Annotated in this window: 20 protein-coding genes; 7 read left to right on the plus strand and 13 right to left on the minus strand. The window is 41.7% G+C overall.

Annotated elements, in window-relative coordinates; genetic code table 11:
* Nucleotides 1-59 precede the first annotated feature (59 nt).
* The 6 genes from ddpX to HKX40_RS04425 all read right to left on the minus strand — a co-directional run bounded on the left by ddpX (nt 60) and on the right by HKX40_RS04425 (nt 9,356).
* Nucleotides 60-617, minus strand: coding sequence for a D-alanyl-D-alanine dipeptidase (gene ddpX / locus HKX40_RS04400; protein ID WP_171588352.1), 558 nt, complete (start codon nt 615-617; stop codon nt 60-62).
* 193 nt (nt 618-810) lie between these two features.
* Nucleotides 811-2,175: a tryptophan--tRNA ligase gene (locus tag HKX40_RS04405; RefSeq protein ID WP_246233570.1), complete on the minus strand. Its 1,365-nt coding sequence runs from the start codon at nt 2,173-2,175 to the stop codon at nt 811-813.
* Nucleotides 2,176-2,381: 206 nt separating this feature from the next.
* Entirely contained in the window at nt 2,382-3,485 is a 1,104-nt protein-coding gene (gene zapE / locus HKX40_RS04410; protein WP_171588353.1) for a cell division protein ZapE, read from the minus strand.
* 249 nt (nt 3,486-3,734) lie between these two features.
* Complete coding sequence (gene lpdA / locus HKX40_RS04415) at nt 3,735-5,165, minus strand: dihydrolipoyl dehydrogenase (RefSeq protein ID WP_171588354.1); 1,431 nt, start codon at nt 5,163-5,165, stop codon at nt 3,735-3,737.
* A 76-nt stretch (nt 5,166-5,241) separates the two neighbouring features.
* Entirely contained in the window at nt 5,242-6,462 is a 1,221-nt protein-coding gene (gene odhB, locus HKX40_RS04420; protein WP_171588355.1) for a 2-oxoglutarate dehydrogenase complex dihydrolipoyllysine-residue succinyltransferase, read from the minus strand.
* A 26-nt stretch (nt 6,463-6,488) separates the two neighbouring features.
* Nucleotides 6,489-9,356, minus strand: coding sequence for a 2-oxoglutarate dehydrogenase E1 component (locus HKX40_RS04425; RefSeq protein ID WP_171588356.1), 2,868 nt, complete (start codon nt 9,354-9,356; stop codon nt 6,489-6,491).
* Nucleotides 9,357-9,707: 351 nt separating this feature from the next.
* On the opposite strand from HKX40_RS04425, the gene HKX40_RS04430 reads away from it, so the two are divergent.
* Nucleotides 9,708-11,987 (plus strand): NADP-dependent malic enzyme, encoded by a 2,280-nt coding sequence (locus HKX40_RS04430; protein WP_171588357.1) that lies wholly within the window; start codon nt 9,708-9,710, stop codon nt 11,985-11,987.
* 121 nt (nt 11,988-12,108) lie between these two features.
* Here HKX40_RS04430 and HKX40_RS04435 read toward each other — a convergent pair whose 3' ends face one another.
* From HKX40_RS04435 to alaC, 5 genes are all read right to left on the minus strand, one after another.
* Nucleotides 12,109-12,690, minus strand: a complete 582-nt coding sequence (locus tag HKX40_RS04435; protein WP_171588358.1) for an NAD(P)H-dependent oxidoreductase — start codon at nt 12,688-12,690, stop codon at nt 12,109-12,111.
* Nucleotides 12,691-12,822: 132 nt separating this feature from the next.
* Complete coding sequence (mnmM, locus tag HKX40_RS04440) at nt 12,823-13,404, minus strand: tRNA 5-(aminomethyl)-2-thiouridylate-methyltransferase MnmM (RefSeq protein ID WP_246233572.1); 582 nt, start codon at nt 13,402-13,404, stop codon at nt 12,823-12,825.
* Nucleotides 13,405-13,586: 182 nt separating this feature from the next.
* Nucleotides 13,587-14,996, minus strand: a complete 1,410-nt coding sequence (thrC, locus tag HKX40_RS04445; RefSeq protein ID WP_171588359.1) for a threonine synthase — start codon at nt 14,994-14,996, stop codon at nt 13,587-13,589.
* The gene (locus HKX40_RS04450) at nt 14,993-16,303 is read right to left on the minus strand and encodes a homoserine dehydrogenase (RefSeq protein WP_171588360.1); all 1,311 of its coding nucleotides are present in this window, start codon (nt 16,301-16,303) and stop codon (nt 14,993-14,995) included. Before HKX40_RS04450 ends, thrC begins: the two co-directional genes overlap by 4 nt.
* Nucleotides 16,300-17,487: an alanine transaminase gene (gene alaC, locus HKX40_RS04455; protein WP_171588361.1), complete on the minus strand. Its 1,188-nt coding sequence runs from the start codon at nt 17,485-17,487 to the stop codon at nt 16,300-16,302. The genes HKX40_RS04450 and alaC overlap by 4 nt, the downstream gene beginning before the upstream one ends.
* Before the next feature lie 271 nt (nt 17,488-17,758).
* Here alaC and HKX40_RS04460 point away from each other — a divergent pair, with 271 nt between their 5' ends.
* The 6 genes from HKX40_RS04460 (at nt 17,759) to HKX40_RS04485 (ending at nt 23,875) form a co-directional block, all read left to right on the plus strand.
* On the plus strand, nt 17,759-18,409 hold the full coding sequence (locus tag HKX40_RS04460) for a hypothetical protein (protein WP_171588362.1): 651 nt from the start codon (nt 17,759-17,761) through the stop codon (nt 18,407-18,409).
* 277 nt (nt 18,410-18,686) lie between these two features.
* On the plus strand, nt 18,687-20,072 hold the full coding sequence (locus tag HKX40_RS04465) for a Na+/H+ antiporter NhaC family protein (RefSeq protein ID WP_171588363.1): 1,386 nt from the start codon (nt 18,687-18,689) through the stop codon (nt 20,070-20,072).
* A 136-nt stretch (nt 20,073-20,208) separates the two neighbouring features.
* Complete coding sequence (locus tag HKX40_RS04470) at nt 20,209-20,643, plus strand: MTH938/NDUFAF3 family protein (protein ID WP_171588364.1); 435 nt, start codon at nt 20,209-20,211, stop codon at nt 20,641-20,643.
* Nucleotides 20,644-20,867: 224 nt separating this feature from the next.
* Nucleotides 20,868-21,329, plus strand: coding sequence for a redoxin domain-containing protein (locus HKX40_RS04475; RefSeq protein ID WP_171588538.1), 462 nt, complete (start codon nt 20,868-20,870; stop codon nt 21,327-21,329).
* Between the two features lie 53 nt (nt 21,330-21,382).
* Nucleotides 21,383-23,251, plus strand: coding sequence for a PhoH family protein (locus HKX40_RS04480; protein ID WP_425500451.1), 1,869 nt, complete (start codon nt 21,383-21,385; stop codon nt 23,249-23,251).
* Between the two features lie 237 nt (nt 23,252-23,488).
* Nucleotides 23,489-23,875 carry a MerR family transcriptional regulator gene (locus HKX40_RS04485; RefSeq protein WP_171588365.1) on the plus strand — a complete coding sequence of 129 codons (387 nt, stop codon included), beginning with the start codon at nt 23,489-23,491 and terminating at the stop codon, nt 23,873-23,875.
* 87 nt (nt 23,876-23,962) lie between these two features.
* Here the strand turns inward: HKX40_RS04485 and HKX40_RS04490 are convergent, their stop codons facing one another.
* A complete protein-coding gene (locus tag HKX40_RS04490; RefSeq protein WP_171588366.1) occupies nt 23,963-24,295 on the minus strand; it encodes an integration host factor subunit alpha in 333 nt (110 codons plus the stop codon).
* A gap of 17 nt (nt 24,296-24,312) precedes the next feature.
* On the minus strand, nt 24,313-26,721 hold the full coding sequence (gene pheT, locus HKX40_RS04495) for a phenylalanine--tRNA ligase subunit beta (RefSeq protein WP_171588367.1): 2,409 nt from the start codon (nt 26,719-26,721) through the stop codon (nt 24,313-24,315).
* Between the last annotated feature and the right edge of the window lie 11 nt (nt 26,722-26,732).

Consider the following 26,732-nt stretch of genomic DNA (forward strand, 5'->3'; position numbering starts at 1 on the left):
ATTTAAAAACCCCTATAGTTAGCATTTAACTTATAGGGGTCAATACAATCTTATTGAACTCAATCTACCACTTTAATTAAATCACTTTCCAGCAATGGATACTCAAACGCATTGGGAAGCTGATAATGCCACCACTCATACTTAATTTCTTTAAAGCCTGCATGCAACATAATACCAAGTAACACAGCACGGTTTCGCAAAACCTCCAATGGCAAGTTCTCATAATCTGTATGAGATAGCTCTGTCATATCATCAAAACCAGTACCCATATTAACCACATTCCCTTCTGCATCTAGCAAACCTAAGTCAACTGCCACTCCACGTGTATGTGCAGAACCCTGCTCAGGTGAGGTCACATAATGAGGGTCTGGAAGAAAATCCCATAACTTTTGTTGGGCTTCCCTAGGACGAAAGGCATCATAAATCACTAGTGTATAACCCAGACGCCTAGCATGTGCTGCTGCGCTACGCAAACACTCAGCCGCCTCTGGCAACAATGCACAGACAGCATTTTTATAAATAAGTTTTCCCGTAAAATTATCCGTAGTACCATAGGCTAAAGCAATCTTAACACCAAACTCTTCTTCGGTAATAATACTTAAATTCGTATTTGCCATATTCTTATCTCAATCAAATCAAAAAAGGAATAATTCGCCACTTAGTTGGTGACTTATTAATCATATTCCCAAGTAAAAAAGGTGTGACGATTACTCGCCATCACCCTCTTTGTTATTGTTGGATTATTTGTTTCCACCACCCATTCACACAGCCATTCTACTACGCAGCATCAAAGATGTTAAATGAGATGATTTACTCAGCATTTAACTGTGCCAAACTCTCTGCTAGCAATGCCAGTGCAGCTTCACGCTCCACATTAGAGCCTACTTGTACACTAGAAGCCACCACGACCCCATCTAGCACCACATCAAAACCACCATCAATACGTGTCATAATAGCCTTATCAATATCCATCTGCGTAATCGCTTTTATGCACACACCTGCATCTTTAGGATTTATAAAAGGTACAGACAATAACAACTCTTGTCCATTCGCAGCTATCAAACGGAATTTAAATTGTCCATCATCTTCTCGGAAACTAACAAAACGCGCTGATTTAGACTTTTTTGATTCTTTTTTGCTCACAGCAACCGCTGCTGCTGCATTACGCAACCCTACTGCCTCACGAATTTCTTGAATAAATGGAATAGCTAATTTACGTGCTTTGGCTGCACCGAGTTGTAAAATCTCCTCTATTTCTTGGGGTTTTGCAATCAATGCTTCATAACGATCACGCATAGGAGCAAGCATATCGTTTAGCAAACCAAATAATACTTCCTTGGCCTCCCCCCAACCTAAACCAGCTTCTAAATCAGCTTTAAATTGAGCTGTTTGGGCACTAGTTGCAAAAGCACGGTAGAGACTAAATAAATGTGAGCTTTCCGCATCTTTAGCTTCACCAGGAAGCTTGGAATCCGTCTGAATACGTGCAATAGCGGCTTTCAAGGCTTTCTCACCACCCTCAAAAAGAGGAATAGTATTGCCATAGCTCTTAGACATCTTACGCCCATCTAAACCAGGCAAGGTGGCAACATCCTCATCAACCTGTTCATATGGCAATACAAAATACTCACGCCCTTGTCCGTAATGGTAATTAAAGCGTTGGGCAATATCACGTGCCATCTCTAAATGTTGCACCTGATCTTTGCCAACAGGTACAAGATTCGCATTAAACATCAGAATATCTGCGGCCATCAAAATAGGGTAAGAGTATAAACCCATACTCACCCCTTCATCTGCCCCAATTTCTTTGGCGATATTTTGGTCTACCGATGCTTTATAAGCGTGGGCACGGTTCATCAAGCCCTTAGGCGTCATACAAGTCAAAATCCAAGATAATTCGGGGATTTCTGGAATATCAGATTGACGATAAAAAGTGACTTTCTCATAGTCTAGACCTGCCGCCAACCAAGTCGCTGCGATTTCTAAACGAGAACGTGCCACACGCACAGGGTCATCACATTTAATTAAGGCATGGTAATCTGCTAAAAAGAAAAAGGCATCCACTTCAGGACGACGGCTTGCCTCAATAGCTGGACGTAATGCCCCTGCATAATTACCTAAATGTGGAGTACCTGTGGTAGTAATACCAGTTAAAACACGTGTTCTTTTCATCATCTTCTCTTTATTCCATATGAAATACTTATCACATGATAGCGTTTCAAAACCCTCTATTTAATACAAAGTGCGCTCACATAATAGGGCTCAAAAAATATTCACAACACTTTATATGGGCTATACAATCAAATAAGCATCTCTAAATTCTGAATATCGTCACTAAGCAACGATACACTAGCCAATCTCATTATCCTAACACTTTACAATTATAAAGTCACAGAATGACGAGTTTCCGCTTCCATATATTCTTTAGATTGCATTTCTACCATACGTGACACTGTACGGTGAAATTCACTCGCTTGTACACCTTCTACATAAATCTGTTCTGGTTCGGTCTGAGCTGACATGATTAATTTCACCTTATGGTCATAAAGCACATCAATCAACCATGTGAAACGACGAGCTTCAGAAGCATCTTTAGGGGCTAATTTAGGCACATCGGATAAAATCAATGTTTCATAACGATTCGCTAATTCTAGGTAGTCATTTTGTGAGCGTGCTGTTCCACAAAGTGTCGCAAAAGTAAACCAAATTACCCCTCTTCCCTCTGCTACTACAGGTAACTCACGCCCCTCTACAGTCACTGTTTTTACTTCATTATGGCGTGTAGTAAGCGAGTCAAAAATAGCTTCTAGCTCTTTATTTGTCTCAGAAGTAATCGGAGTAAAGTACAACTTTAGCTGCTCTAATGTACGACGGCGATAATCCACGCCAGTATCCACATTGATAATGTCCATTTTCTCTTTAATCAAAGCAATCGCTGGCAAAATCCTATCGCGATGCAACCCATCTGGGTACAAGGTCGATGGCTCATAATTCGAAGTCATCACAAAACTAGTACCATTATCAAAAAGTTTTTGTAACAGACGGTACAGAATCATCGCATCTGCAATATCCGACACATGAAACTCATCAAAGCAAATAAGTTGATATTTTTCAGAAATATGTTTGGCAACAATATCGAGAGGATCTGCTTCTTTACTAATGGCTTGCAAATGGGCATGAACTCCGCGCATAAACTCATGAAAGTGAATACGGGTCTTACGCTGTAAAGGAACTGTATTGTAAAAAGAGTCCATCAAGAAACTCTTCCCGCGACCAACCCCTCCCCACATATATACCCCTCGGGGAGCTGTAGGAGCCTCAGGTTTAGCAAGTAAACGCTTAAAAAAAGGCTTTGGTGAGGGTGAAGGTAAATTTACCCAATCATCATAGAATTTTTGTAAACGTTCAATCGCCTTAACTTGTGCAGCATCAGGTTTATATCCCTTATCTGCAAGTGCTTTTTCATAATATTGAATAACGTTCATTTCAAATAATCATCCGTATAAGACAACAGGAATTTTTAAAGATGTGACATCCAGTGTTAACATCTCAACCATAACCTTTCATCAAGGTGAACATTGTTCCCAATAAAAAAGCTACAGCACTCATACATGAAAAAAGCCACCTTCTCAAAAGTCGGCGGCTTTTCGCGTATTTTCATATATTCTAAAGATAGTCCAATTAGGTGAAAGCTCTTCAGAAAACCACAGAGCTTTCACTTCATCGGTATCAATTTAGAAGTTTAATGAACGTTTATCCACCGCTAAAGCAGCCTCTTTTACTGACTCAGATAAGGTTGGGTGAGCATGGCAAATACGTGCAATATCCTCAGCTGCCCCTTTAAATTCCATGATTGTCACTAATTCAGAAATCAACTCTGATGCCATAGGACCAATGATATGTGCACCAAGCACTTCATCGGTTGTCGCATCAGCGATAATTTTCACAAAACCAGTGGTGTCACCTAAAGCACGTGCACGACCATTAGCCAAGAATGGGAAAGTACCGACTTTAATTGCACGACCTTCGGCTTTAAGCTGTTGTTCAGTTTTGCCAACCCATGCCATTTCTGGAGATGTGTAGATAACAGAAGGAATCGTATCAAAATTCACATGACCATGTTGACCAGCAATACGCTCTGCTACAGCAACACCCTCTTCTTCAGCTTTATGGGCAAGCATAGGACCGCGTACCACATCACCTACCGCCCATACGTTGGGCAAGTTAGTTTTGCAGTCACCATCGACTTCAATGAAACCGCGTTCATTTAAAGCAAGTCCTACTGCTGCTGCATTAAGACCCTCTGTATAAGGAACACGACCAATAGATACAATTAAACGATCCACTTCAAGAAGTTTTTCTTCGCCTTTAGCTGTAGTATAAGGTACTTTGACAGCTTTAGCAGATGTCTTGATTTCACCAAGTTTCACACCCACTTCAATCTTAAGGCCTTGTTTGTCAAAGGCTTTTTTCGCTTCTTTTGCAATCGCTTCATCAGCTAAAGCTAAAAATGCTGGGGCTGCTTCAAGAATAGTCACATCAGCACCTAAACGACGCCATACACTACCCATTTCTAGACCAATAACACCTGCACCAATCACACCTAGTTTCTTGGGTACAGAAGTCATGCTTAATGCCCCATCATTGGAAAGGATTTGTTTTTCATCAAATGGTAGGCCAGGTAAAGCACGAGGAGCAGAACCAGTTGCCACAATAACATGAGTAGCCACTAATTCTTCTGATTTCTTACCTTCTACTTTAATCTTGTAAGTACCGTCAGCTTCTTTGCCTACAAAAGAGCCTTTACCTACAAAGAAAGTCACTTTGTTCTTCTTGAATAGATATTGGATACCATCATTGTTTTGCTTAACAACGCTATCCTTACGACCAATCAATGTATCTAATTTGAGTTTTACACTACCCACTTCAATACCATGCTCAGCAAAGTGGTGTTGAGCTTGTTCATAGTGCTCAGAAGATTGTAATAATGCCTTAGAAGGAATACAACCCACGTTAGTGCAAGTACCACCAGGTTTAGCATTACCCTTTTCATCCACCCATGCATCAATGCATGCTACTTTTTTACCTAATTGTGCAGCACGGATAGCGGCAATATAACCACCAGGGCCTGCACCGATAACGACGACGTCAAATTGTGTTGCCATATCAATTCTTCTCTTTAAAATTCGTTAAAAGACAAGCGCCCCTAAACAACGAGGGGCGCCCTGCATCATCTCAAAATTAGATGTCTAACAATAAGCGTTGAGGATCTTCTAACGCTTCTTTCATCGCTACTAGACCTAATACTGCCTCACGACCATCGATAATACGGTGATCATAAGACATTGCCAAGTAGTTGATTGGACGGATTTCAACCTTGCCGTTAATCGCTACTGGACGCTCTTTAGTAGCATGGATACCCAAGATAGCTGATTGTGGAGGGTTAATAATAGGAGTAGACATCATAGAACCGAATACCCCACCATTAGAGATAGAGAATGTACCACCAGTCAAGTCCTCTAGACCTAATTTGCCCTCACGTGCGCGTACACCAAAGTCTGCAATAGCTTTCTCGATGTCAGCTAAGCTTAATTGGTCTGCATTACGAAGGATAGGTACAACAAGACCACGTGGGCTACTTACCGCGATACCGATATCAAAGTAACCGTGGTAAATAATATCTGTACCATCAACCGATGCATTAAGAATTGGGAAGCGTTTCAACGCTGCCACGGCTGCTTTCACAAAGAAAGACATAAAACCAAGTTTAACACCATGCTCTTTCTCGAATTTTTCTTTGTACTGATTGCGTAAAGCAATAACAGCGCTCATATCCACTTCATTGAAAGTAGTAAGAATAGCGTTATCCTGTTGAGATTGAAGTAAACGCTCAGCAATACGTGCACGTAGACGAGTCATAGGAACACGTTGCTCTGGGCGACCTTCTAAATTCATAGGAATTGGTGCTGGTGCTGGAGCTGGAGCAGCCTTAGGAGCAGCCGGTTTAGCAGAGGCTGCCTGTGCATCAGCTTTGGTAACACGACCATCACGACCTGTACCGGCTACATCAGAGGCTTTAAGACCTTTCTCTGCAAGAATAACGCTAGCTGCAGGAGATGCAATATCCCCTTTAGAAGCACTTGCTGGTGCTGGAGCTGCTGCAGGAACCGCCGCTGGTGCAGGAGCAGCTTCAGCAGCAGGTGCTGCAGCCGCTGCTTTGGCTTCTGTATCAATCTTCGCTAAAAGCTGACCTGAAGTCACTGTGCTACCATCACCTTCAACGATTTCAGTGATAACGCCAGACTCAGGAGCTGGCACTTCAAGAACTACTTTATCTGTTTCGATTTCAATAAGTGTTTCGTCTTGAGAAACTGCATCACCTACTTTAAATTTCCACTCTAATAATGTCGCTTCAGAAATAGACTCTGATAACTGTGGTACGACTACATCAATAATTGCCATAATTGAAATATCCTTTAAACTCTAAATTATTTAGTTAATACAAAGCCTTTCAAGCGACTAGCATAAGCCTGCTCAATTAATGCCTTTTGTTGTTCAACGTGTTTAGCCAAATAGCCAACTGCAGGAGAAGAAGAAGCTGGACGACCTGCAAATGCAAGTTTTTGACCTTCTTTCATGTTCTCAAAGATATGGTGTTGTACATAGAACCAAGGACCTTGATTTTGAGGTTCATCTTGAACCCAAACGATTTCCTTAGCATTCTTGTATTTAGCCAATTCAGCAGCGAAATCTTTATGTGCAAATGGGTAAAGCTGCTCAACACGAACAATCGCAACATCACTCGCTTCGCGTTCTTTACGGGCATGTACCAAGTCATAGTAAACCTTACCAGAGCATACGAGTACGCGCTTAACCTTGTCTGCTTTAATACCTGTATCTACTTCACCAATAATAGTTTTGAAGGAGCCTTCAGATAAATCGGTAATAGGTACACTAGCATCCTTGTTACGGAGCAATGATTTTGGCGTAAAGATAACAAGCGGTTTGCGGAACTTACGAATCATTTGACGACGTAACAAGTGGAAAATTTGTGCGCCATTAGTTGGTTGAACCACTTGCATATTGTTATCAGCACATAATTGTAAGTAACGTTCGATACGAGCTGATGAGTGCTCTGGACCTTGACCCTCATAGCCGTGAGGCAACATCATCACAAGACCACATTGGCGACCCCATTTTGCTTCCCCAGCCGCGATAAATTGGTCGATAACAACTTGAGCACCGTTGGCAAAGTCACCGAACTGAGCTTCCCAAATAGTTAATGTATTAGGTTCTGAGCAAGCATAACCATATTCAAAACCAAGTACTGCCTCTTCTGACAATACAGAGTCGATAATGGTGAAAGTTGCTTGGTTTTCGCTAACGTTTTGCAGTGGGATATAAGTACCATCATCCCAACGTTCACGATTTTGATCATGCAATACTGCATGACGGTGTGTAAAGGTACCACGACCCACGTCTTCACCAGTAATACGGATATTAAAGCCTGCACTGACTAAAGAGGCATATGCAAGATGCTCACCCATACCCCAGTCTAGTGGCAACTCACCCCGTGCCATTGCTGCACGATCAGCAAGTAATTTCTCAACAAGTTTGTGAGGTGTAAAGGTCTCAGGGATAGTTGTAATACGCTCGCCTAAGCGTTGCAACTCGGTAAGAGGAATAGCAGTATCTGCTTTATCTGTCCATTTAGCTCCCAAGAAAGGTGTCCAGTCAATTGCATATTTGTTCTTATAGTCAGTCAATACAGGCTCAACTGAGTCTTGACCTTTATCCATAAGAGCACGGTATTCTTTAACCATTTCTTCAGGCTCATCAGCACTTAATACCCCTTGTGCAACAAGTTTATCGGCATATAGCTTACGAGTACCTGGGTGTTTAGCAATCGATTTGTACATCAATGGCTGAGTCAATGCTGGAGTGTCTTGTTCATTGTGTCCTAATTTACGGAAACATACAATATCAATCACAACATCATGTGCAAACTCTTCGCGGTAATCCAATGCCAAACGAGAGACAAAAGCGACTGCTTCTGGATCATCACCATTCACATGGAATACAGGAGCCTCAATCATCTTAACCACGTCGGTACAATATAAAGTCGAACGTGCATCACGTGGATCAGAAGTTGTAAAACCAATTTGGTTATTAATCACCACATGTAAAGTACCACCAGTACCATAACCTCGTGTTTGTGCTAAGTTAAGAGTTTCCTGAACTACACCTTGACCGGCAAACGCTGCATCACCATGCACTAATACAGGCAATACTTCGCGCTTATTGCTACGACGCTCTTGACGAGCACGTGCACTACCCTCAACGACTGGGTTTACAATCTCTAGGTGAGATGGGTTAAATGCTAATGACAGGTGAACAGGACCACCCGCGGTAGAAATATCGCTGGAAAAACCGTTGTGGTACTTCACATCACCATCAGTAAGACCTTCGGCATGTTTACCCTCAAACTCAGCAAACAAATCGCCTGGTCGCTTACCCATCACGTTGATTAACATATTCAAACGCCCACGGTGTGCCATACCGACAACCACCTCTTGGACACCAACCTGACCACCATGGTTAACAATTTCATCCATACTTACGATAAAGCTTTCACCACCCTCAAGTGAGAAACGCTTTTGGCCCACGTACTTAGTATGTAAGTAACGCTCTAACCCCTCGGCTTCAGTAAGCTGTTTAAGGATATTCTTTTTCTCAGCAACAGAAAACTCTGCTGTACCTAAAGTACTTTCCAAACGCTCTTGAATCCAACGCTTGGCTTTAGGATCTGACATATGCATATACTCACTACCAATAGAACGGCAGTAAGTATCACGCAAGGCATTGAGAATTTCACGCAAAGTCATCGTAGACTTCTTAGTAAAGTAAGTATTGGTAGCAGAATAAACCTCGTCTAAATCTGCTTCTGTCAATCCATAGAATGCCAAGTCCAACTCTGGAATCTCAGGACGCTCACGACGTTTGAGAGGATCTAAATTAGCATAACGCACACCTAAAGTACGGTATGCTGCAATCAAAGACTGTACTTTAAGTTGTTTACTAGCAACCTCCAAGTTCGCTGGTGCTGCTTGTGTTAACAGAGTATTTGCCTTAGCGCGTTGGGCAAATGATGCAATAACAGAAGAGTGATTTTGATCGCGGGTTGTTTCCTTGCCGTCGACCGCTGGCAAATGACTAAGATTATCAAAATAATCACGCCACTCAGCATCAACAGATTCAGGATTTTCTAGGTACATTTCGTACAGTTCTTCAACATACGGAACGTTACCACCAAATAGATATGAGCTTTTGCTCTTTTCATCAAAAGTAGTAGTCATACGACGCTTCACCTTTATAAGTGTTTCACCATATATGGATGCAGGAAAACCTTCCGATTTACGGGCCTACCGACTTACGGATAGCGAGAAAAAGAAGGCAGATTTCTTATACAGATTAATAGGAATAGAAATCCGATTAGGCAGTAGTATAACTGAAATAGTCGGGAATGTGGCTTTTTGCCAGATAAAAAGTTTCTTTTAATGACAGTGATATGACGGATAAGAAAACAGGAATTAAAACGGTATAACAAAATCCCTACAATCCGCTCAAAAACAAGATTTTTTAAGCAAAAAACAGTAACATTGAGGATATTTAAAATTATCTTAAATTGTTTATTGATAGGACTTATTATGCCTACAGATTCTAAAAAATTAGCTCTCGATTATCACGAATATCCTCGCCCTGGTAAAATTTCTGTTACGCCTACTAAATCAATGGCAAACCAAGACGATTTATCTCTCGCCTATTCTCCTGGCGTTGCCCATGCCTGCATGGCAATTTATGAAGAAGGCAATGCAGCTGCCTCGCGCTACACATCTCGCAGCAACCTGGTTGGTGTGATTACCAATGGTACTGCTGTACTTGGTCTTGGTAATATCGGCCCTCTAGCCGCTAAACCAGTGATGGAAGGTAAAGGCTGCCTATTCAAGAAATTTGCAGGTGTAGATGTATTCGATATTGAATTAGCAGAAAACGACCCAGACAAAATTGTCGATATCGTATGTGCTTTAGAACCTACTCTAGGTGGTGTTAACCTCGAAGATATTAAAGCTCCTGAATGTTTCTACATTGAGAAAAAATTACGCGAACGCATGAAGATTCCTGTCTTTCATGATGATCAACACGGTACCGCAATTATTTCTTCTGCTGCGATTCTTAACGGTCTTAAGCTCATCGGCAAAAATCCTGCTGAAGTGAAACTTGTTTGCTCTGGTGCAGGTGCTGCTGCTATTGCCTGCCTAGACTTATTAGTCCGTGTAGGTGTTTCTCATCAAAACATTTACGTATGCGACTCCAAGGGTGTCATCTACAAAGGTCGTGACGCCAATATGGAAGAAAACAAAGCACGCTATGCACAAGAAACAGATGCTCGCACATTAGCTGATGTTGTAAAAGATGCTGATGTTTTCCTTGGTTGCTCTACTAAAGGTGTACTCACTGGCGAGATGGTCAAAACAATGGCGGATAGTCCCTTGATTCTTGCCTTGGCTAACCCTGATCCAGAAATTACTCCTGAAAAGGCTAAAGCTGCACGTCCTGATGTGATTATCGCAACTGGCCGTTCTGACTATCCAAACCAAGTAAATAATGTACTCTGCTTTCCATTTATCTTCCGTGGCGCCCTAGATGTAGGTGCAACTACTATTAATGAAGAAATGAAAATGGCTTGCGTACATGCGATTGCTGAATTAGCACAAGCAGAGCAAAGTGATGAAGTTGCTAATGCCTACAAAGGACAATCTCTAGAATTTGGTCCTGAGTACATCATTCCTAAGCCTTTTGACCCGCGTTTAATCGTAAAAATCGCTCCTGCTATCGCCCAAGCAGCAATGGATTCTGGTGTAGCAACCAAGCCCATCACCGATATGGAAGCGTACCGCACCCAGTTGATGAACTTCGTTTATCAATCTGGACAGTTAATGCGTCCATTATTCATGCAGGCAAAATCTTCGCAAAAACGTGTCGTTTATGCTGATGGTGAAGATGAGCGTGTATTACGGGCTGTCCAAACAGTAGTCGATGAAAAAATTGCCATTCCTATGTTAATTGGTCGTCCTAGCGTAATTGAAATGCGTGTCAAGAAACTCGGTTTGCGTTTACAAAACGGACAAAACATCACTATCGTCAACCCAGAAGATGACCATCGTTACAACGATGCATGGCAGTTATATTATAAACTTCGCAGTCGTAAAGGCGTCACCCCTGCCATTGCCAAGGCCATGGTCCGTAAGCACAACACCCTGATTGGAGCTATTCTACTGGAATTAGGTGAGGCCGACGCTATGATTTGCGGTACTAGTTCACGTTGGGAAAATCAACTTCACCACATCTCTGATGTGATTGGACTAAAGCCTGGTGTGAAGAATTTCGCAGCTATGAACGTAATCATTATGCCAAACGAAACCCTCTTCCTCACTGATACTCATGTCAACGAGAATCCAGATGCTGAAACTATTGCTGAAAGTGCCTTACTTGCAGCAGAAGAGATGGTACGTTTTGGTGTTAAACCTAAGATTGCCCTACTTTCACACTCTAACTTCGGTAGCCGTCCAAACAGTGCTAGTGCACAAAAAATGGCAGAAGCCCGCAATATCATATTAGAACGGGCTCCCCACTTAGAAGTTGATGGTGAAATGCATGCTGATGCAGCACTTAATGAACGTATCCGTCTTGAAGCTTGCCCAGAAAGCACATTGCGTGGAAGTGCAAACTTGCTCGTAATGCCTACTATTGAAGCGGGTAATATTTCTTATAATTTACTTAAGATGACTAGTGGTGGGGGTATTGCTTTAGGTCCTATCCTATTAGGTGCAGCAAAACCTGTACATATCATGACAACAAGTACCACTACTCGCCGTATCGTTAATATGACAGCATTAGCGGTAATTGATGCACAACAAAATGATTAATAATCGATTATCATCATTAATGAGTTAAAAAGGGTGAGCAATCACCCTACCCCATATCAGCAATGATGATAGGGTTAATCCATTAAAAAAGAGGGTATGCCCACCCTCTTTTTTTAATGCGTTACAGTGCAAATAGTTTGGTTAAATGTGCTTTATAATCTGCAATAAATCTTGGTACATCAGGTTCTTTGATGACGTTATTGCACATATAGGTAGGTAATGTTCCCATACCTAAAAACTCAAGAGCTTTATGGAAAGAAAAATAAACAGCATCTACACCCTTACCTTCAAAGAACTCTTCGGGATCAGTAAATGCCTCTAACGGTGCATTCCAAGTAAGTGAGAGCATGTGCTTTTTGCCTTGAAGCAAACCTCCCTTTCCATAATTTCTGGTTGGGTTATCGCGATGACGACCATCATTCGCATAAAGTGTACCATGCCCAGCAATAAATACTTCATCAACATACTTCTTAACAGTCCAAGGGGCCCCCATCCACCAAGCGGGCATTTGCCAAATCACTACATCCATCCACAATAATTTCTCTATTTCTTCGGCAATATCGTATCCATCCTCAATAACCGTTTCTTTAATCTGATGACCCGATGCTGTCAAAACTTCAAGAGCTACCGCATGTAGCTTATGATTTAATTGGCCTTCTGAACCAGCAAATGCTTTGCCACCATCAATTAAAAGGATATTCATTCATAACTCCTGCTTGAGATAAATCTGATTTAATTTTTTCTAAATAACGGGAGGTTACCACTCTCATGAAAATTGTTCTTAGTGTATCTGTATTGTCTATTGATGCAATATTGCAATAACGAAAGACACTTACTAAATGAGCTTTTCTATCGCTAATAAATATGGAGGAGAGTTAATCTGATTAATAAAATCATAACGCAACACCTGAAACTCTCGTTGATTGAGTTGACTTGCCCACTGACTAACAGCAATATCTTCTTGCCTACCTTCAGGATGCCCAGGGTAAATCACTGCCACAAGAAGCCCTTGCTTATCTAACAACTCAAGCGATTGTTTTAATGCTGTTAAAGTACTCTCTACCTGAGTAGTATATTGCTTATCCGCTCCTGGCAAATAACCTAGATTAAACATAATCACTTTAGGGGCAGATATATTCCAATGCTGTTGCATGTTTGCATGGCTATCATGAACAAATACAACTGGTCCAAGTGCATTATACTGCTGTAACAATTCTCGGCTCTTAAGAAATGCTTGTTCTTGCACATCAAAAGCCATAACGATACCCTGCTCCCCAACAAGTTGAGCAAGCATCAAGGTATCATGCCCATTACCCAATGTGGCATCAATCACATAATCGCCCTTTTTTACTCGCTCTCGCACCAACTGATGGGCAAAGCGTAATACAGGCATCAAGGTACTTTTCCAAGACCCCATAAACCACCTCTAAAAGAACAAAATACCCCACCAACCAAGGAGAGGTATTTTCTTATATAGGTATTGTGGTGAGGCAATACCACATATGACCAGAGTCGGATAATAAATATTTATGTTTTTTATTGTTGGGCAAAGCACTACCACCCTAAATAAGCACACCAATACTTATTATCCTCAAACAATTAGCTGTCGATATGCTCCACCATATAGTGGCGGACAGCCTCTACGTCACAATCCATCACTTGCACGCGCTGTGGTAAGTCCTTTAAACCCACTAAATGTGCTGGCACAGGAGCTGGTTGACCAATAGCCTCTTGAATAGTCTCCGTAAACTTGGCTGGTAATGCGGTCTCAAGCACTAGCATAGGAACACCGTTTTCCAAATGCTCACGTGCTACTTTAACCCCATCCGCTGTATGAGGGTCAAGCAAATAACCATGTTCCTCGTATTCACGCTTAATCGTAGCCAAGCGGTCTGCATGAGAGCTTTTACCAGCTACAAAGCCAAACTTCTCATGAACCTCAGTCAAACGATTGCTTAAATCAAACTGCCCCTTATCAGCTAACTCTTGCCATAATGCCTTAACACGCCCACCATCATTACCCATCAAATGGTAAATAAAGCGTTCAAAGTTCGATGCTTTGGAAATATCCATAGACGGACTAGAGGTTGCGTAAGTCTGTGAAGGCAAACGGGGACGATATACACCAGTATTAAAGAACTCTTCTAATACATTGTTTTCATTGGTCGCTACGACAAGACGACGAATCGGCAAGCCCATCATACGGGCAATATGTCCAGATAGCACATTACCAAAATTACCTGACGGCACAGTGAAAGACACTTGCTCACCCGCTTTCTTGGTAGCTCGCAACCAAGCCCAGAAGTAATATACCACCTGTGCAGAGATACGAGCAAAATTGATGGAATTCACCGCTCCTAGATGGTATTTTTCTTTGAAAGCTAAATCATTGCCCAGAGCTTTAACAATATCTTGGCATTCATCAAATACCCCTTTGACTGATAAATTAAAAATATTATCATCTTGCAAAGAGTACATTTGTGCTCGCTGAAACTCACTCATACGCCCAAAAGGAGAAAGCATGAAAACTTTAACGCCCTTTTTGCCACGTAGTGCATATTCAGCAGCAGAGCCTGTATCTCCAGAGGTTGCACCAAGAATATTCAATGTACGTCCTTGTTTTCCTAGCACATATTCGAAAATATTACCTAGAAACTGCATCGCCATATCTTTAAAAGCCAGTGTAGGACCTTCAGACAAACCAACAATAGAGACCTGATTGTCTAACTTTTTAAGTGGCACAATATCTGTAGACCGAAATGCTTGTGTATTATAGCTACGTCGGCACAACTCAGCTAAATCCCCCTTAGGGATGTCAGTAATAAAAAGACTTAATACCTCAGTAGCAAGCTCTGCATAATTCAGCGAACGCCAAGACTCCAATGTCTCTGTGCTAACTTGGGGCATAACTTCAGGCATGGCCAAACCACCGTCCCGTGCCAAGCCCTCTAACAATACAGCAGAGAATTCTACAGGCTCACCACCGCCTCGTGTTGATACATATTTCATGATAATTCTTCCAAACGAATAAAGGTCACTTTGGATTTAACAAAAGACAAGGATTCTATCTTCTGGATAGCTTCTACTACATTACCCTCTCTTGCTTTATGAATAAGGAAAATAATCGAAGCACCATCATCTTGAGGATCTTGAATCATCGAGTTAATTGAAATATTACCATCCGCTAAAATACGTGCAATATCCGCCATCACTCCTGGTCGATCCTCGACATGTAAACGTAAGTAGTAGGACGTAATAGTATCCTCAATAGGCAGGATAGGATAATCCGCTAAAGCGTCTGCTTGGAATGCCAATGGAGGTACGCGATGTTCAGGATCAGCCGTCTGTAAACGGGCAACGTCAACCAAATCAGCCACCACTGCAGAAGCAGTAGGTTCAGAACCCGCTCCAGCACCATAATAAAGTGTCTCGCCTACGGCATCGCCTTTAACAACAACAGCATTCATAGCACCTTCTACATTAGCAATGAGCTTATCTTGTGGCACTAGGCAAGGGTGTACACGCAATTCAACACCATCTTCTCGATGCTTAGCAATACCAAGTAACTTGATACGGTAACCTAGACGACCGGCTGCCACAACATCTTCGGGAGCCAAACGACTAATCCCCTCAACATATACTTTGTCAAATTGGACAGGAATACCAAAAGCAATCGAAGCTAATAAAGTTAATTTATGTGCTGCATCAACCCCCTCAATATCAAAAGTAGGGTCAGCTTCAGCATAACCTAAAGCCTGTGCTTGTTTTAACACATCGGCAAACGGCAAACCTTTCTCACGCATTTCAGTGAGAATAAAATTAGTGGTGCCGTTAATAATACCAGCAAGCCATTGGATACGATTAGCAGTTAAGCCTTCACGCATCGCTTTAATAATCGGGATACCTCCAGCAACAGCCGCTTCAAATGCTACCGTCACATGTTTTTCACTCGCTGCTTTAAAAATCTCATTACCATGCATCGCAAGTAATGCCTTGTTGGCAGTCACCACATGTTTGCCATTCTCAATAGCCTTAAGAACTAACTCACGAGCCAATGTTGTGCCACCAATCAACTCAACCACCACATCAATACTAGGGTCATTTACCAAACCCATCATATCATTGCTGACAGGAACAAGTTGACCAACAACACTAATTGCTTTGGAAGGTGTACGTGTTGCAATACGGACAATTTCAATACGACGTCCGGCACGGCGTGCAATCTCTTGTGCATTGCGAGCCAATACACGCCAAGTACCACTACCAACAACCCCAAAACCTAGCAAACCAACTTTAATTGAATTTAATTGACTCATTTCAGATAGCCATCCTTTTTAAACATATCCTTAATACCACGCACGGCTTGTTTGATGCGCTGTTCATTTTCAATCAATGCAAAACGAACATAATCATCTCCATACTCACCAAACCCAATCCCAGGAGAAACAGCCACCTTTGCTTGTGCTAATAATTTTTTAGAGAATTCAAGCGATTTTAAATGAGCGTATTGTTCAGGAATCTTGGCCCAAATATACATAGAAGCCTTGGGAATATCCACCATCCAACCAGCTTCATGCAAGCCTTTTACCAAGACATCACGACGTTTTTGATATTCTTGTACCACCTCTTTCACACAATCTTGAGGGCCATCAAGTGCGGCAATAGAAGCCACTTGAATAGGTGTAAAGGTACCGTAATCATGGTAACTTTTAATACGTGCAAGAGCATTCACAATTTCTGCATTGCCTACCATAAAGCCAACACGCCAGCCCGCCATATTGTAGCTTTTACTCATAGTGAAGAACTCAACCGCCACATCCTTGGCTCCAGGCACTTGCATAATAGACGGAGCCACATAACCATCAAAAGTGATGTCAGCATAGGCCAAATCATGTACTACAATGATGTCCTCTTCCTTGGCTAATTTCACAATACGCTCAAAAAACTCTAGCTCCACGCATTGTGCTGTCGGATTGCTAGGAAAACCAATAATGAGCATCTTAGGTTTGGGGAATGTATTATGGATGGCATATTCAATCTCTGCAAAGAAATCGATACCTGGCCCCATAGGAATAGAACGGATATTTGCTCCGGCAATCACCGCACCATAGATATGGATTGGGTAACTTGGGTTAGGAACCAACACAGTATCCCCTTCTGCCAATGTTGCCAACATCAAGTGAGCCAAACCCTCTTTAGAGCCAATAGTCACAATCGCTTCTGAGTCTGGATCAAAGGCTACATCATAGCGACGCAAGTACCAATCAGTAATCGCTTTACGTAGACGAGGAATACCTTTGGAAACAGAATACCCATGTGTATTAGGGCGTTGTGTCGCCTCAACCATTTTTTTCACGATATGCTCTGGTGTAGGACCATCTGGATTACCCATAGACATATCAATAATATCTTCTCCTCGACGACGCGCGGCCATTTTGAGCTCGCCAGTAATATTAAACACATAGGGAGGCAAACGCTGAATTCGAGGAAAGTTTCTCATTTTGATAACCTTAAAAGTAATGTAGAGTAAACCCTTAAAAATAGCGTATTTTCACCTCAAAGTGCAAGGGATTTTAGGCAAACACGAAAAAATATTTTCAGTTTATCAAATACCCCTCTCAGAAGCCTTTTCTTTTCTTCATTTAAACATCTTTATTTAAGTAGAATCACTACTCTTCAGAACTAATTCTTTAAATTTACCCATGTTGATGAAATTTAACGTAAAATAAGCGTCATAATAATGTCACAGCAATACTATAGAGGGAGGCATCATGCTGGATTTATTACTAGAACCCGTTAAAATGTTTATCGAAAATGGCATTGAAGGGTTTACAAAAAGCAAAGAGTTCCGAAACTTACAAATTTCTTATCTAGAGCGTTTGGTACGAGAGCTTCAATATAATCGTTCACTGATTTACAAAATAGAAAAAATAAATAAAGATGAGAAAAAAACGGAGGAAATAAAATCACACTCCACTATTGAACTAGTGAAACTGTTCAAGACTCGCACTTTTGATGATTTAGAAAATTATCCTATTCCATTATTTGTGATGCTTAAGAAAAAAAGTGATAACGAAAAAGAAAACACATTACATCCAGAAAAATGGCGTAATATCAAGCACCTTATGGACAAATACCCAAAGGTAAATTTTTATATCGACAAACTTCTGGAAACAAATACAGACTCCCTAGAAAAATTATTAGAACGTACTTATTATCGTCTCCAAATTACACAAGCACTTGTCAACTGCAAAGGCGAGGATTTACGATTTGATTATTTGGCATTTTTGCTTGATCAAACCAAATATGAGTTGCAAAAAGTTTTAAATGTCAGCAAGCCTAATGAGGGTACACCACCTTCCAACAATCAGGGCATGCTGGGGGCATTTAGCAATTTTGCCAAGAAGATGGGAAATGGATAATTTCAAAAAGACTTGGTCACTACGCTAATGGGTTTTGTAGGAGCGCTATTTTGTAGCAAGCACCTTACAGTTTTCACATTCTTTGTTTGACCTAGAGGAGAAATATCCATTTAACCATAACCCAATGTGGTTCAACAACGTCTCACCCTTGGGTTGCAATACAACATCTTTTATTAACGCTGTTTTATGAAGTACAACAACAACTTTTATTAACGCTGTTTTATGAAGTACAACAACAACTTTTATTAACGCTGTTTTAAACATCATGGAGGATAATATGTTTAAACACAACACGCTTTACCAACCCTCATTGGCAGAGGCTGGTATTATTGCAATAGTAACCATAGCACTGCTTTCTTTTCTGATTATTGGTACGGGCTGGGTACCTCATATTGGTATTGTTTTTGTCATGATTGGACTGCTACTTTATGGTCGTCTACGTGATGTTTCTTACGATGCCATGCAACAAGCCATGGCAAAAACACTCATGTCGAGTGTTGGTGCGGTTTATCTATTCTTCTTTATCGGCTTATTAGTCACTGCCTTAATTGTGAGTGGTGCAATGCCAAGTCTCATCTATTACGGTACCGAATTAATGAGTCCAAAGTGGTTCTATGTATCAGTATTTTTGATTACCAGCATTATCGGTATTTCTCTAGGCAGTAGTCTGACGACTGTCGCTACCCTAGGCGCCGCCTTTATGGGGATTGGCGAGGCTTTTGGAGCTTCAGCAGCAATTACAGCAGGAGCAGTGGTTTCGGGAGCCTTTTTAGGAGATAAAATGTCACCCCTTTCAGATACTACCTCTATCTCCGCCTCTATTGTAGGGATTGACCTGTTTGAACATATTCGCAATATGATGCGCACCACTGTCCCTGCTTTTATTCTATGTTGTGCTGCTTATGCAGGTTTAAGCCTAATGGGGGATGCTTCTCAAGCAGATATTTCTAAAATTGATGCTTTTAGAGAGGCTCTGGCACAAACACAACTAGTTCATGCTTACTCACTCATTCCTTTTGCTATTCTGATTGCTTTAGCAATTTTCCGTATTCCTGCCGTGATGGCAATTATCTATACCTCTATCACAGCTATGGTGATTGCTCATTTCACAGGGATTGGCGATTTTACTCAATATGGCAGCTACTTCTTCGGCGGTTTTAAACCAAATGCAGAATGGGCTCCAGATGTAGTTCGCATGCTATCACGTGGAGGTTTGGAAAGCATGTTTTTCACCCTCACCATCGTATTGCTTGCTGTAAGTATGGGGGGGCTGTTGTTTGCTCTTGGTGTCATTCCTCGTCTGCTGGCAGCTTTGGCTAATTGGCTCAGCAATGGACGCCGAGCCACTGTGGCTGTGGCATCGACAAGTATATTGGTCAATGTACTAATCGGCGAACAGTATTTGAGCATCTTGTTATCAGGGGAAACTTACAAACCTGTCTATGACAAGTTGAATTTGGCACGCAAACATCTATCTCGCACACTAGAAGATGCTGGCACAGTGATTAATCCACTAGTACCATGGAGTGTGTGCGGAGTCTTTATTGCTCAACAACTCGGCGTATCTGTACTGGCTTATTTACCCTTTGCATTCTTTTGTTATCTCAGTGTGATTATTACATTGTTATTGCCAGGCAAAGAAAATCCAACACAACAACCATAATAAAACCGGGGGGAGAGGCTATTTCCCATCCCCCCAATCTTGGATTTCCCTTGCTGACTTTCAACATACTTTTTTATCTCGCTCACCCCTCTGCGTTATAATGGGAGGTAAATTAGCCCCATAACAAGGAGTCCATGTGCAATTACACCGAGAACAACGCACCTCTCTAAACACTGTCACAGGTTACGGAGAGGACTATATAGAGGTCAATGATCAGCGTTATCACCACCCAATTTACTTCGCTCCAGAGGGCGAAATTCAAGCGTGGGAAATTACCCACTTCTCCCAAATCACCCTAGCAGATATTGAAAAAGCCGCTGGTTTAGTGGTTGAAAAACCGTCTGCAATTGATTTTCTAGAAGACAATCCTGCTCCTCGTTATACCCAAGCACCAGAAGTAATTATCATTGGTACGGGTAAGCGTCAGGCCTTTATCTCTCCTGCAATTCTTGCTCCTTTATTACATGCACGCATCGGTATTGAAACCATGGATTCCAAAGCTGCTGCACGTACATATAATGTGCTAATGTCCGAGGGACGCAAGGTGGCGGTGGCTTTATTGATTGACTGATAGTAGGTCCTCAAGGGCAATTAAACCCTATAGACTGATACCACCAAAACATTTCCCTCTCATTACCCAAATTCAAATGCATTTACAAGGTGTACGATGAGTCACAACAGACACTTGATTAATCGTTTGATTGACTTATTACATGGGTATAATGAAAATGCAAGGTGAAATGCAATCGCAGTAATAGATTTAAGTGATGTGAATAACAACTTACAGAAGGAGTAATTATGGTTGAAACTGGTAAAAAAGTCCCTGCCTGGACAGCACAAAGCAGTAATGGTGATATATCCTTGGCCGATTTTGCTGGCAAACGTTTAGTGCTATATTTCTATCCCAAAGACAGCACACCAGGCTGCACCACAGAGTCTCAAAATTTCCGCGATGCAGTAGATGCCTTTGCAGCAGAAAATGCCGTTATCGTGGGAGTTTCTCGCGACTCACTAAAATCTCATGCAAACTTCATCACCAAGCAATCTTTGCCATTTACACTTATCTCCGATCCAGAAGAGAAACTTTGTGAACTCTTTGGTGTCATGAAACTTAAAAATATGTATGGTAAACAAGTACGTGGGATTGAACGCTCAACTTTCTTGATTGATGAAAACGGCAAACTTGCCCAAGAATGGCGAGGTGTGAAAGTCCCTGGACATGTAGACGCTGTATTGGAAGCTGTTAAAGCGTTGTAAGTTCGCCTATTTGTTATCATTTTAAAAAGGAAATCATTATGCCTTTACCTCAAATGCCTCGTAAACGTGCAGATAAACTCAATATTAGTCTTGAGCCTAAAGCTACAGTACGTAGTAAACCTACTGCACGCACTCCCGATAGTGACATAGCATCTCAAGTGGCTAATACTGAGGCATTGCAGGTAGAGACTGCTACCCCAACAAGAAAATCCTTGCAGCAAGGCTCATCGATAAGCAAGACAAAACATCAGACTTCCAAAACAACAGATACAGTTTTAACTAAATCGACAAATAGTCGATTAACCTCTAAAGATAAACCTGTTACCCCACAACCATTAGCTGAAACTGGTAAGACAATCACTGATAAATCACCCATAACAAGTGCAACAGCGCTTAGTCAAACTAGCAGTAAACCAGCTAAAGCAGTTGTAAACAAAACAGCCAAGGAAAAATCAACGAAACAAACAACATCTATTTCAACACAAACTGTTCAATCAACCACCCAACAATCGTCTCCATCAGTGGCAAAGCAAACTACCACTACTAAACTTTTTGTCCTAGATACTAATGTCCTTCTTCATGACCCCACCTCCCTCTTTCGCTTTGAGGAACATGACATTTTCCTTCCGATGATTGCGTTAGAGGAACTTGACCAGCACAAAAAGGGTATGACTGAAGTTGCCCGCAATGCCCGTCAGGTCAGCCGTACCTTAGATGATCTCTGTGCAGATACTAGCCAGCTTTCACAAGGAATACCTCTTAATACTTTAGGCAACAAAGAAGCTCTTGGTCGTTTGTGGTTTCAAACAGGTAAACTTGATGACCCCCTTGCAATCGCATTGCCCTCGGGTAAAGCAGATAATATGATTCTCAGTGTGGTGCAGACCTTACAGAATCAATATCCTCACCGACAAGTTATTCTTGTATCCAAAGACATTAATATGCGACTTAAGGCTCGTGCCTTAGGCTTAAGCTCAGAAGACTACCTCAACGACCATATGGTTGAAGATTCTGACTTACTCTATGAAGGATACCGTCACCTACCTGACAACTTCTGGAATAAACATGGTAAAGGTATGGAGTCATGGACACAATCAGGTACTACCTTTTATAAAGTTCGTGGTCCATTAGTTCCTGAGTTTCGTGTTAATGAATTTGTCTACCTAGAGGGAGATCAGCCGCTCTATGCACAAGTCAAAGAACTTACTGGTAAATCTGCTGTATTAGCCACGATTCGCGACTATACGCATCCCAAAAATAATGTCTGGGGGGTGACAGCACGCAACCGAGAGCAGAACTTTGCTCTTAATCTATTAATGAACCCAGACATTGATTTTGTGACTTTATTGGGACAAGCAGGTACAGGCAAAACCTTGTTAGCACTAGCAGCAGGATTGACACAAGTACTAGAAACCAAACGCTTTACCGAAATTATTATGACACGTGTGACCGTACCTGTCGGCGAAGATATTGGTTTTCTACCTGGTACAGAAGAAGAAAAAATGCAACCTTGGATGGGAGCATTAGAAGATAACCTTGAATTCCTTAATACCCATGCACGCCAAGATAGTTCTATCCAATGGGAACGTAGTCTTAGCAAAGAAATCATCCAATCTTATATTAAGGTCAAGTCCATGAACTTTATGCGTGGGCGGACATTCTTGAACAAGTTTGTTATTATTGATGAAGCACAGAATCTCACTCCCAAACAGATGAAGACTCTTATCACACGTGCAGGCCCAGGCACAAAGATTATATGTCTTGGCAATATCGCACAAATTGACACCCCCTATCTTACCGAAGGTAGCTCAGGCATTACCTATGTTGTAGACCGTTTTAAAGGCTGGCCACACTCAGGACATGTAACCTTACAAAAAGGTGAACGCTCTCGTTTGGCAGATTATGCGAGCGACGCTCTATAAGGATAATTACCTATACAATTATCACACTCCATTAAGACAACACTATTCTTAATATAACGAAGCATAGGGACAGATTGTACCTAGGCGCGCCCCCACCATAGGGGGGAAATCATACCTAGGTACACTTTCTCTACTACAAGTACAAATCCGCATCTAGGGGCATTCCCTCAACGACAAAACACAGAAATAGTGTACAATGGGGTGAGTTTTACAGTTTTGCCACGAAAGAGTATAAATATGATGCAAACAGAGATTTTACCTACAGGATCCCTGCCTCCTATTCCTGCAAAACGCTACTTCACCATTGGAGAAGTCGCTGAACTATGTGATGTGAAACCCCATGTTTTACGTTATTGGGAACAAGAGTTTACTCAGCTTAACCCTGTTAAGCGTCGTGGTAATCGTCGTTACTATCAACATCATGAGGTACTGCTTATTCGTAAGATTCGCGAATTATTGTATGACCAAGGTTTTACTATCAGTGGTGCACGTAATCGTTTAAGTGATACACGCGATAGCAAGTCCCAAGTTGAAACAGCAGTACGCTTTAGCGCACAAGAAATCCAAAACCTACGCACGGAACTCAGTAAGGTAATTAAGGATTTAGATAAATTATTAGGATAAGATAACTAAAATACCCCCTACCTTCATAAGAAGATAAGGGGTATCGTGATTTAAGTGCCTATACACTATAAAACCGCCATGTGTACTTTACATCACATCGAAATCACGGCTAGTGTAGGTGCTAGGGTTCTCAATAACTGCTTTGAGTTTTTGGCTGGCATGGAAAGTCACCACGCGACGAGCATCAATAGGAATCAACTCACCAGTCTTGGGGTTACGACCTGGACGAGCAGGTTTATCTCGGACTTGAAAATTACCAAACCCAGACAGTTTAACCGAGTCTCCATTAGCTAATGACTCTCTAATTTGATCAAAAAAAGTATCAACCAGCTCTTTAGCCTCACGTTTATTAAGACCTACAAAGTCAAACAACATATCTGCTAAATCCGCTTTGGTCAGCGTTTTATTTTCCTCTTGCATTTTTATTTTCCTTATCGTTAACGTTGACGAATGCCAAACTGTGTTACCCAAGTTTCTAACACTTTTGCCATACATTGCTCTACGCGTGCGTCTTCTAATGTTACAGCAGCGTCTTGCAAAGTAAAGCGGAAAGCTAGACTGCGTTCTTGAGTTGTGCTCTTAGCATCCTTCCAAATATCAAATAGATTAATATCCTGAACAATAGCCAATTCTGGAGTAGACTTAACAGCCTTTTTAATCGCATCTAGCAATGATTGGACTTCTAATGTATTTGGTGCCCAAATAGCAAGGTCTCGAATCACCACGGGTTGATTAGACAACTCACGTGGTTGATGAAGAGGTAGCTTTTTAAGTGATGCAACTGTTACCTCAAATACTACTGGAGCATGGTTCAGTTCATAGGCTTGCACCCACACTGGATGCAACTCACCTACCATACCGATGGCTTGTCCGTTGAGTAAAATCTGAGCACTACGGCCTGGATGCAATGCAGGATGATCTTTGAGAGGAACAAACTGCAACTGACTTGCTAACTTACCATAGAGATTTTGAATATCTTTCTTCACATCAAAGAAATCGACTTGACGTGCTGGAACACCCCATTGCTCTGGATAAGCTAAGCCCCAAGAGGCACCAGCCAAGTGTAAGGGTTGATCTACATTAGCGACAGTTAAATCACCATCTTGAATCGCACTATTACGAGAGAATACTCGACCCAGCTCAAACACTTTAACACGATTTTGTTTGCGTTTGGCATTAGAAATAATATTAGCCACTAGACCAGCGATAAGACCAGAACGCATGACCGCCAACTGACTAGCAATAGGGTTAAGTAAGGCGATAGGGTCTTTATTACCCATTAAGTCCTCTTCCCATGCACGTTCAACAAAGCTAAAGTTCACCACCTCTTGATAGCCTTGCGAAGCCATCACCTGACGCATCACATGCTCACTACGCACTGTTTCATGGGTAGGCAACATCACAGCTGGTGCCAATGGAGCCACATCAGGAATATTGTCAAAGCCGTAGATACGTGCAACTTCCTCAATCAAGTCTTCCTCAATTTCAATATCAAAACGGAAAGATGGAGACTGAACTGTAAACACCTCATCCTGCTCGGTGAAAGATAAACCTAACTGAGTAAAGATATTAGCAACTTGCTCTTTGGACACTTGCACGCCAAGAATTTTTTGACAACGTGCAAGACGCATTTGTACGGGTTTACGCTCTGGTAAATTGATGATTTGGTCATCGACAGGACCCGCCTTTCCGCCGCAGATTTGTTGGATAAGACGAGTAATATACGCAATATGCTCTTGAATATTTTGGAAGTCCACACCGCGTTCAAAACGGTGGCTTGCCTCTGATGAGAATTTAAAACGACGGGCACGACCTGCAATCGCCTCGGGATACCAAAAAGCCGCTTCCAAGTAAATATCCGTGGTGTCTAACGATACCGCTGTTGCTTCTCCCCCCATAATGCCCGCTAAACTTTCAATAGTCTCTCCTGCGGCAATAATACCCACACTACTATCTAACTCGACAGTTTGACCATTAAGCAACTCTAAAGACTCGCCCTCTTTGGCCCAGCGTACATTCAACTCACCATGAATTTTATTCAAATCAAAAATATGGGTTGGACGACCTAACTCTAACATCACATAGTTAGAAATATCAACAAGTGCAGAAACAGAGCGTTGGCCTGCTCCTTCCAAACGCTTTTTCATCCATTCTGGCGTTTGTGCCTTAGCATTAACACCACGAATCACACGACCAGCAAAACGTCCGCATAAATCAGGTGCATGAACATTTACTTTAAGTGTATCTGTGATTTCAGGATTCACTGGCGTAAAATCGAATACTTTGAGAGGTACGCCCGTCAAGGCAGCTACCTCACGAGCAACACCATATACGGATAAACAATCAGCACGATTTGGTGTCAGTTTAATTTCAAAAATCTGATCGTCAAGATTAAGGGCTTCACGGATATTTTGGCCTACAGGCAGACTATTATCCAAAATCAATAATCCTGAACTATCCTCTGAAATACCCAACTCACGTGCTGAGCAAAGCATACCAAAAGACTCTTCACCACGGAGTTTGCCTTTACTGATTTTAAAATTACCGGGTAACACAGCACCAATCATAGCTAAAGGCACTTTAATCCCAGCCGCTGCATTTGGTGCACCACATACAATCTGAAGCAACTCACCTGTACCAGCATCTACTTGGCAAATACGCAATTTATCGGCATTAGGGTGTTGTGCAATGGTCTTAATTTCAGCAACAACAACACCAGAAAAAGCAGGAGCAACTGGCTCCACACCTTCAACTTCTAAACCTGCCATCGTCAAACGATCAGCAAGCTCCTGTGTATTCAAATTAGGGTTAGCAACTTCACGTAACCAAGACTCTAAGACTAACATTTCACTATCCA

Origin of the sequence: Pelistega europaea (genome assembly GCF_013133775.1) — a bacterium.
Classification (GTDB): domain Bacteria; phylum Pseudomonadota; class Gammaproteobacteria; order Burkholderiales; family Burkholderiaceae_B; genus Taylorella; species Taylorella europaea.

Excerpts from the sequence above, each read along its gene's own strand:
- ddpX (WP_171588352.1), bottom strand. The coding sequence starts at position 617 with ATGGCAAATACGAATTTAAGTATTATTACCGAAGAAGAGTTTGGTGTT.
- HKX40_RS04405 (WP_246233570.1), bottom strand. The coding sequence starts at position 2,175 with ATGATGAAAAGAACACGTGTTTTAACTGGTATTACTACCACAGGTACT.
- zapE (WP_171588353.1), bottom strand. The coding sequence starts at position 3,485 with ATGAACGTTATTCAATATTATGAAAAAGCACTTGCAGATAAGGGATAT.
- lpdA (WP_171588354.1), bottom strand. The coding sequence starts at position 5,165 with ATGGCAACACAATTTGACGTCGTCGTTATCGGTGCAGGCCCTGGTGGT.
- odhB (WP_171588355.1), bottom strand. The coding sequence starts at position 6,462 with ATGGCAATTATTGATGTAGTCGTACCACAGTTATCAGAGTCTATTTCT.
- HKX40_RS04425 (WP_171588356.1), bottom strand. The coding sequence starts at position 9,356 with ATGACTACTACTTTTGATGAAAAGAGCAAAAGCTCATATCTATTTGGT.
- HKX40_RS04430 (WP_171588357.1), top strand. The coding sequence starts at position 9,708 with ATGCCTACAGATTCTAAAAAATTAGCTCTCGATTATCACGAATATCCT.
- HKX40_RS04435 (WP_171588358.1), bottom strand. The coding sequence starts at position 12,690 with ATGAATATCCTTTTAATTGATGGTGGCAAAGCATTTGCTGGTTCAGAA.
- mnmM (WP_246233572.1), bottom strand. The coding sequence starts at position 13,404 with ATGGGGTCTTGGAAAAGTACCTTGATGCCTGTATTACGCTTTGCCCAT.
- thrC (WP_171588359.1), bottom strand. The coding sequence starts at position 14,996 with ATGAAATATGTATCAACACGAGGCGGTGGTGAGCCTGTAGAATTCTCT.
- HKX40_RS04450 (WP_171588360.1), bottom strand. The coding sequence starts at position 16,303 with ATGAGTCAATTAAATTCAATTAAAGTTGGTTTGCTAGGTTTTGGGGTT.
- alaC (WP_171588361.1), bottom strand. The coding sequence starts at position 17,487 with ATGAGAAACTTTCCTCGAATTCAGCGTTTGCCTCCCTATGTGTTTAAT.
- HKX40_RS04460 (WP_171588362.1), top strand. The coding sequence starts at position 17,759 with ATGCTGGATTTATTACTAGAACCCGTTAAAATGTTTATCGAAAATGGC.
- HKX40_RS04465 (WP_171588363.1), top strand. The coding sequence starts at position 18,687 with ATGTTTAAACACAACACGCTTTACCAACCCTCATTGGCAGAGGCTGGT.
- HKX40_RS04480 (WP_425500451.1), top strand. The coding sequence starts at position 21,383 with ATGCCTCGTAAACGTGCAGATAAACTCAATATTAGTCTTGAGCCTAAA.
- HKX40_RS04485 (WP_171588365.1), top strand. The coding sequence starts at position 23,489 with ATGATGCAAACAGAGATTTTACCTACAGGATCCCTGCCTCCTATTCCT.
- HKX40_RS04490 (WP_171588366.1), bottom strand. The coding sequence starts at position 24,295 with ATGCAAGAGGAAAATAAAACGCTGACCAAAGCGGATTTAGCAGATATG.
- pheT (WP_171588367.1), bottom strand. The coding sequence starts at position 26,721 with ATGTTAGTCTTAGAGTCTTGGTTACGTGAAGTTGCTAACCCTAATTTG.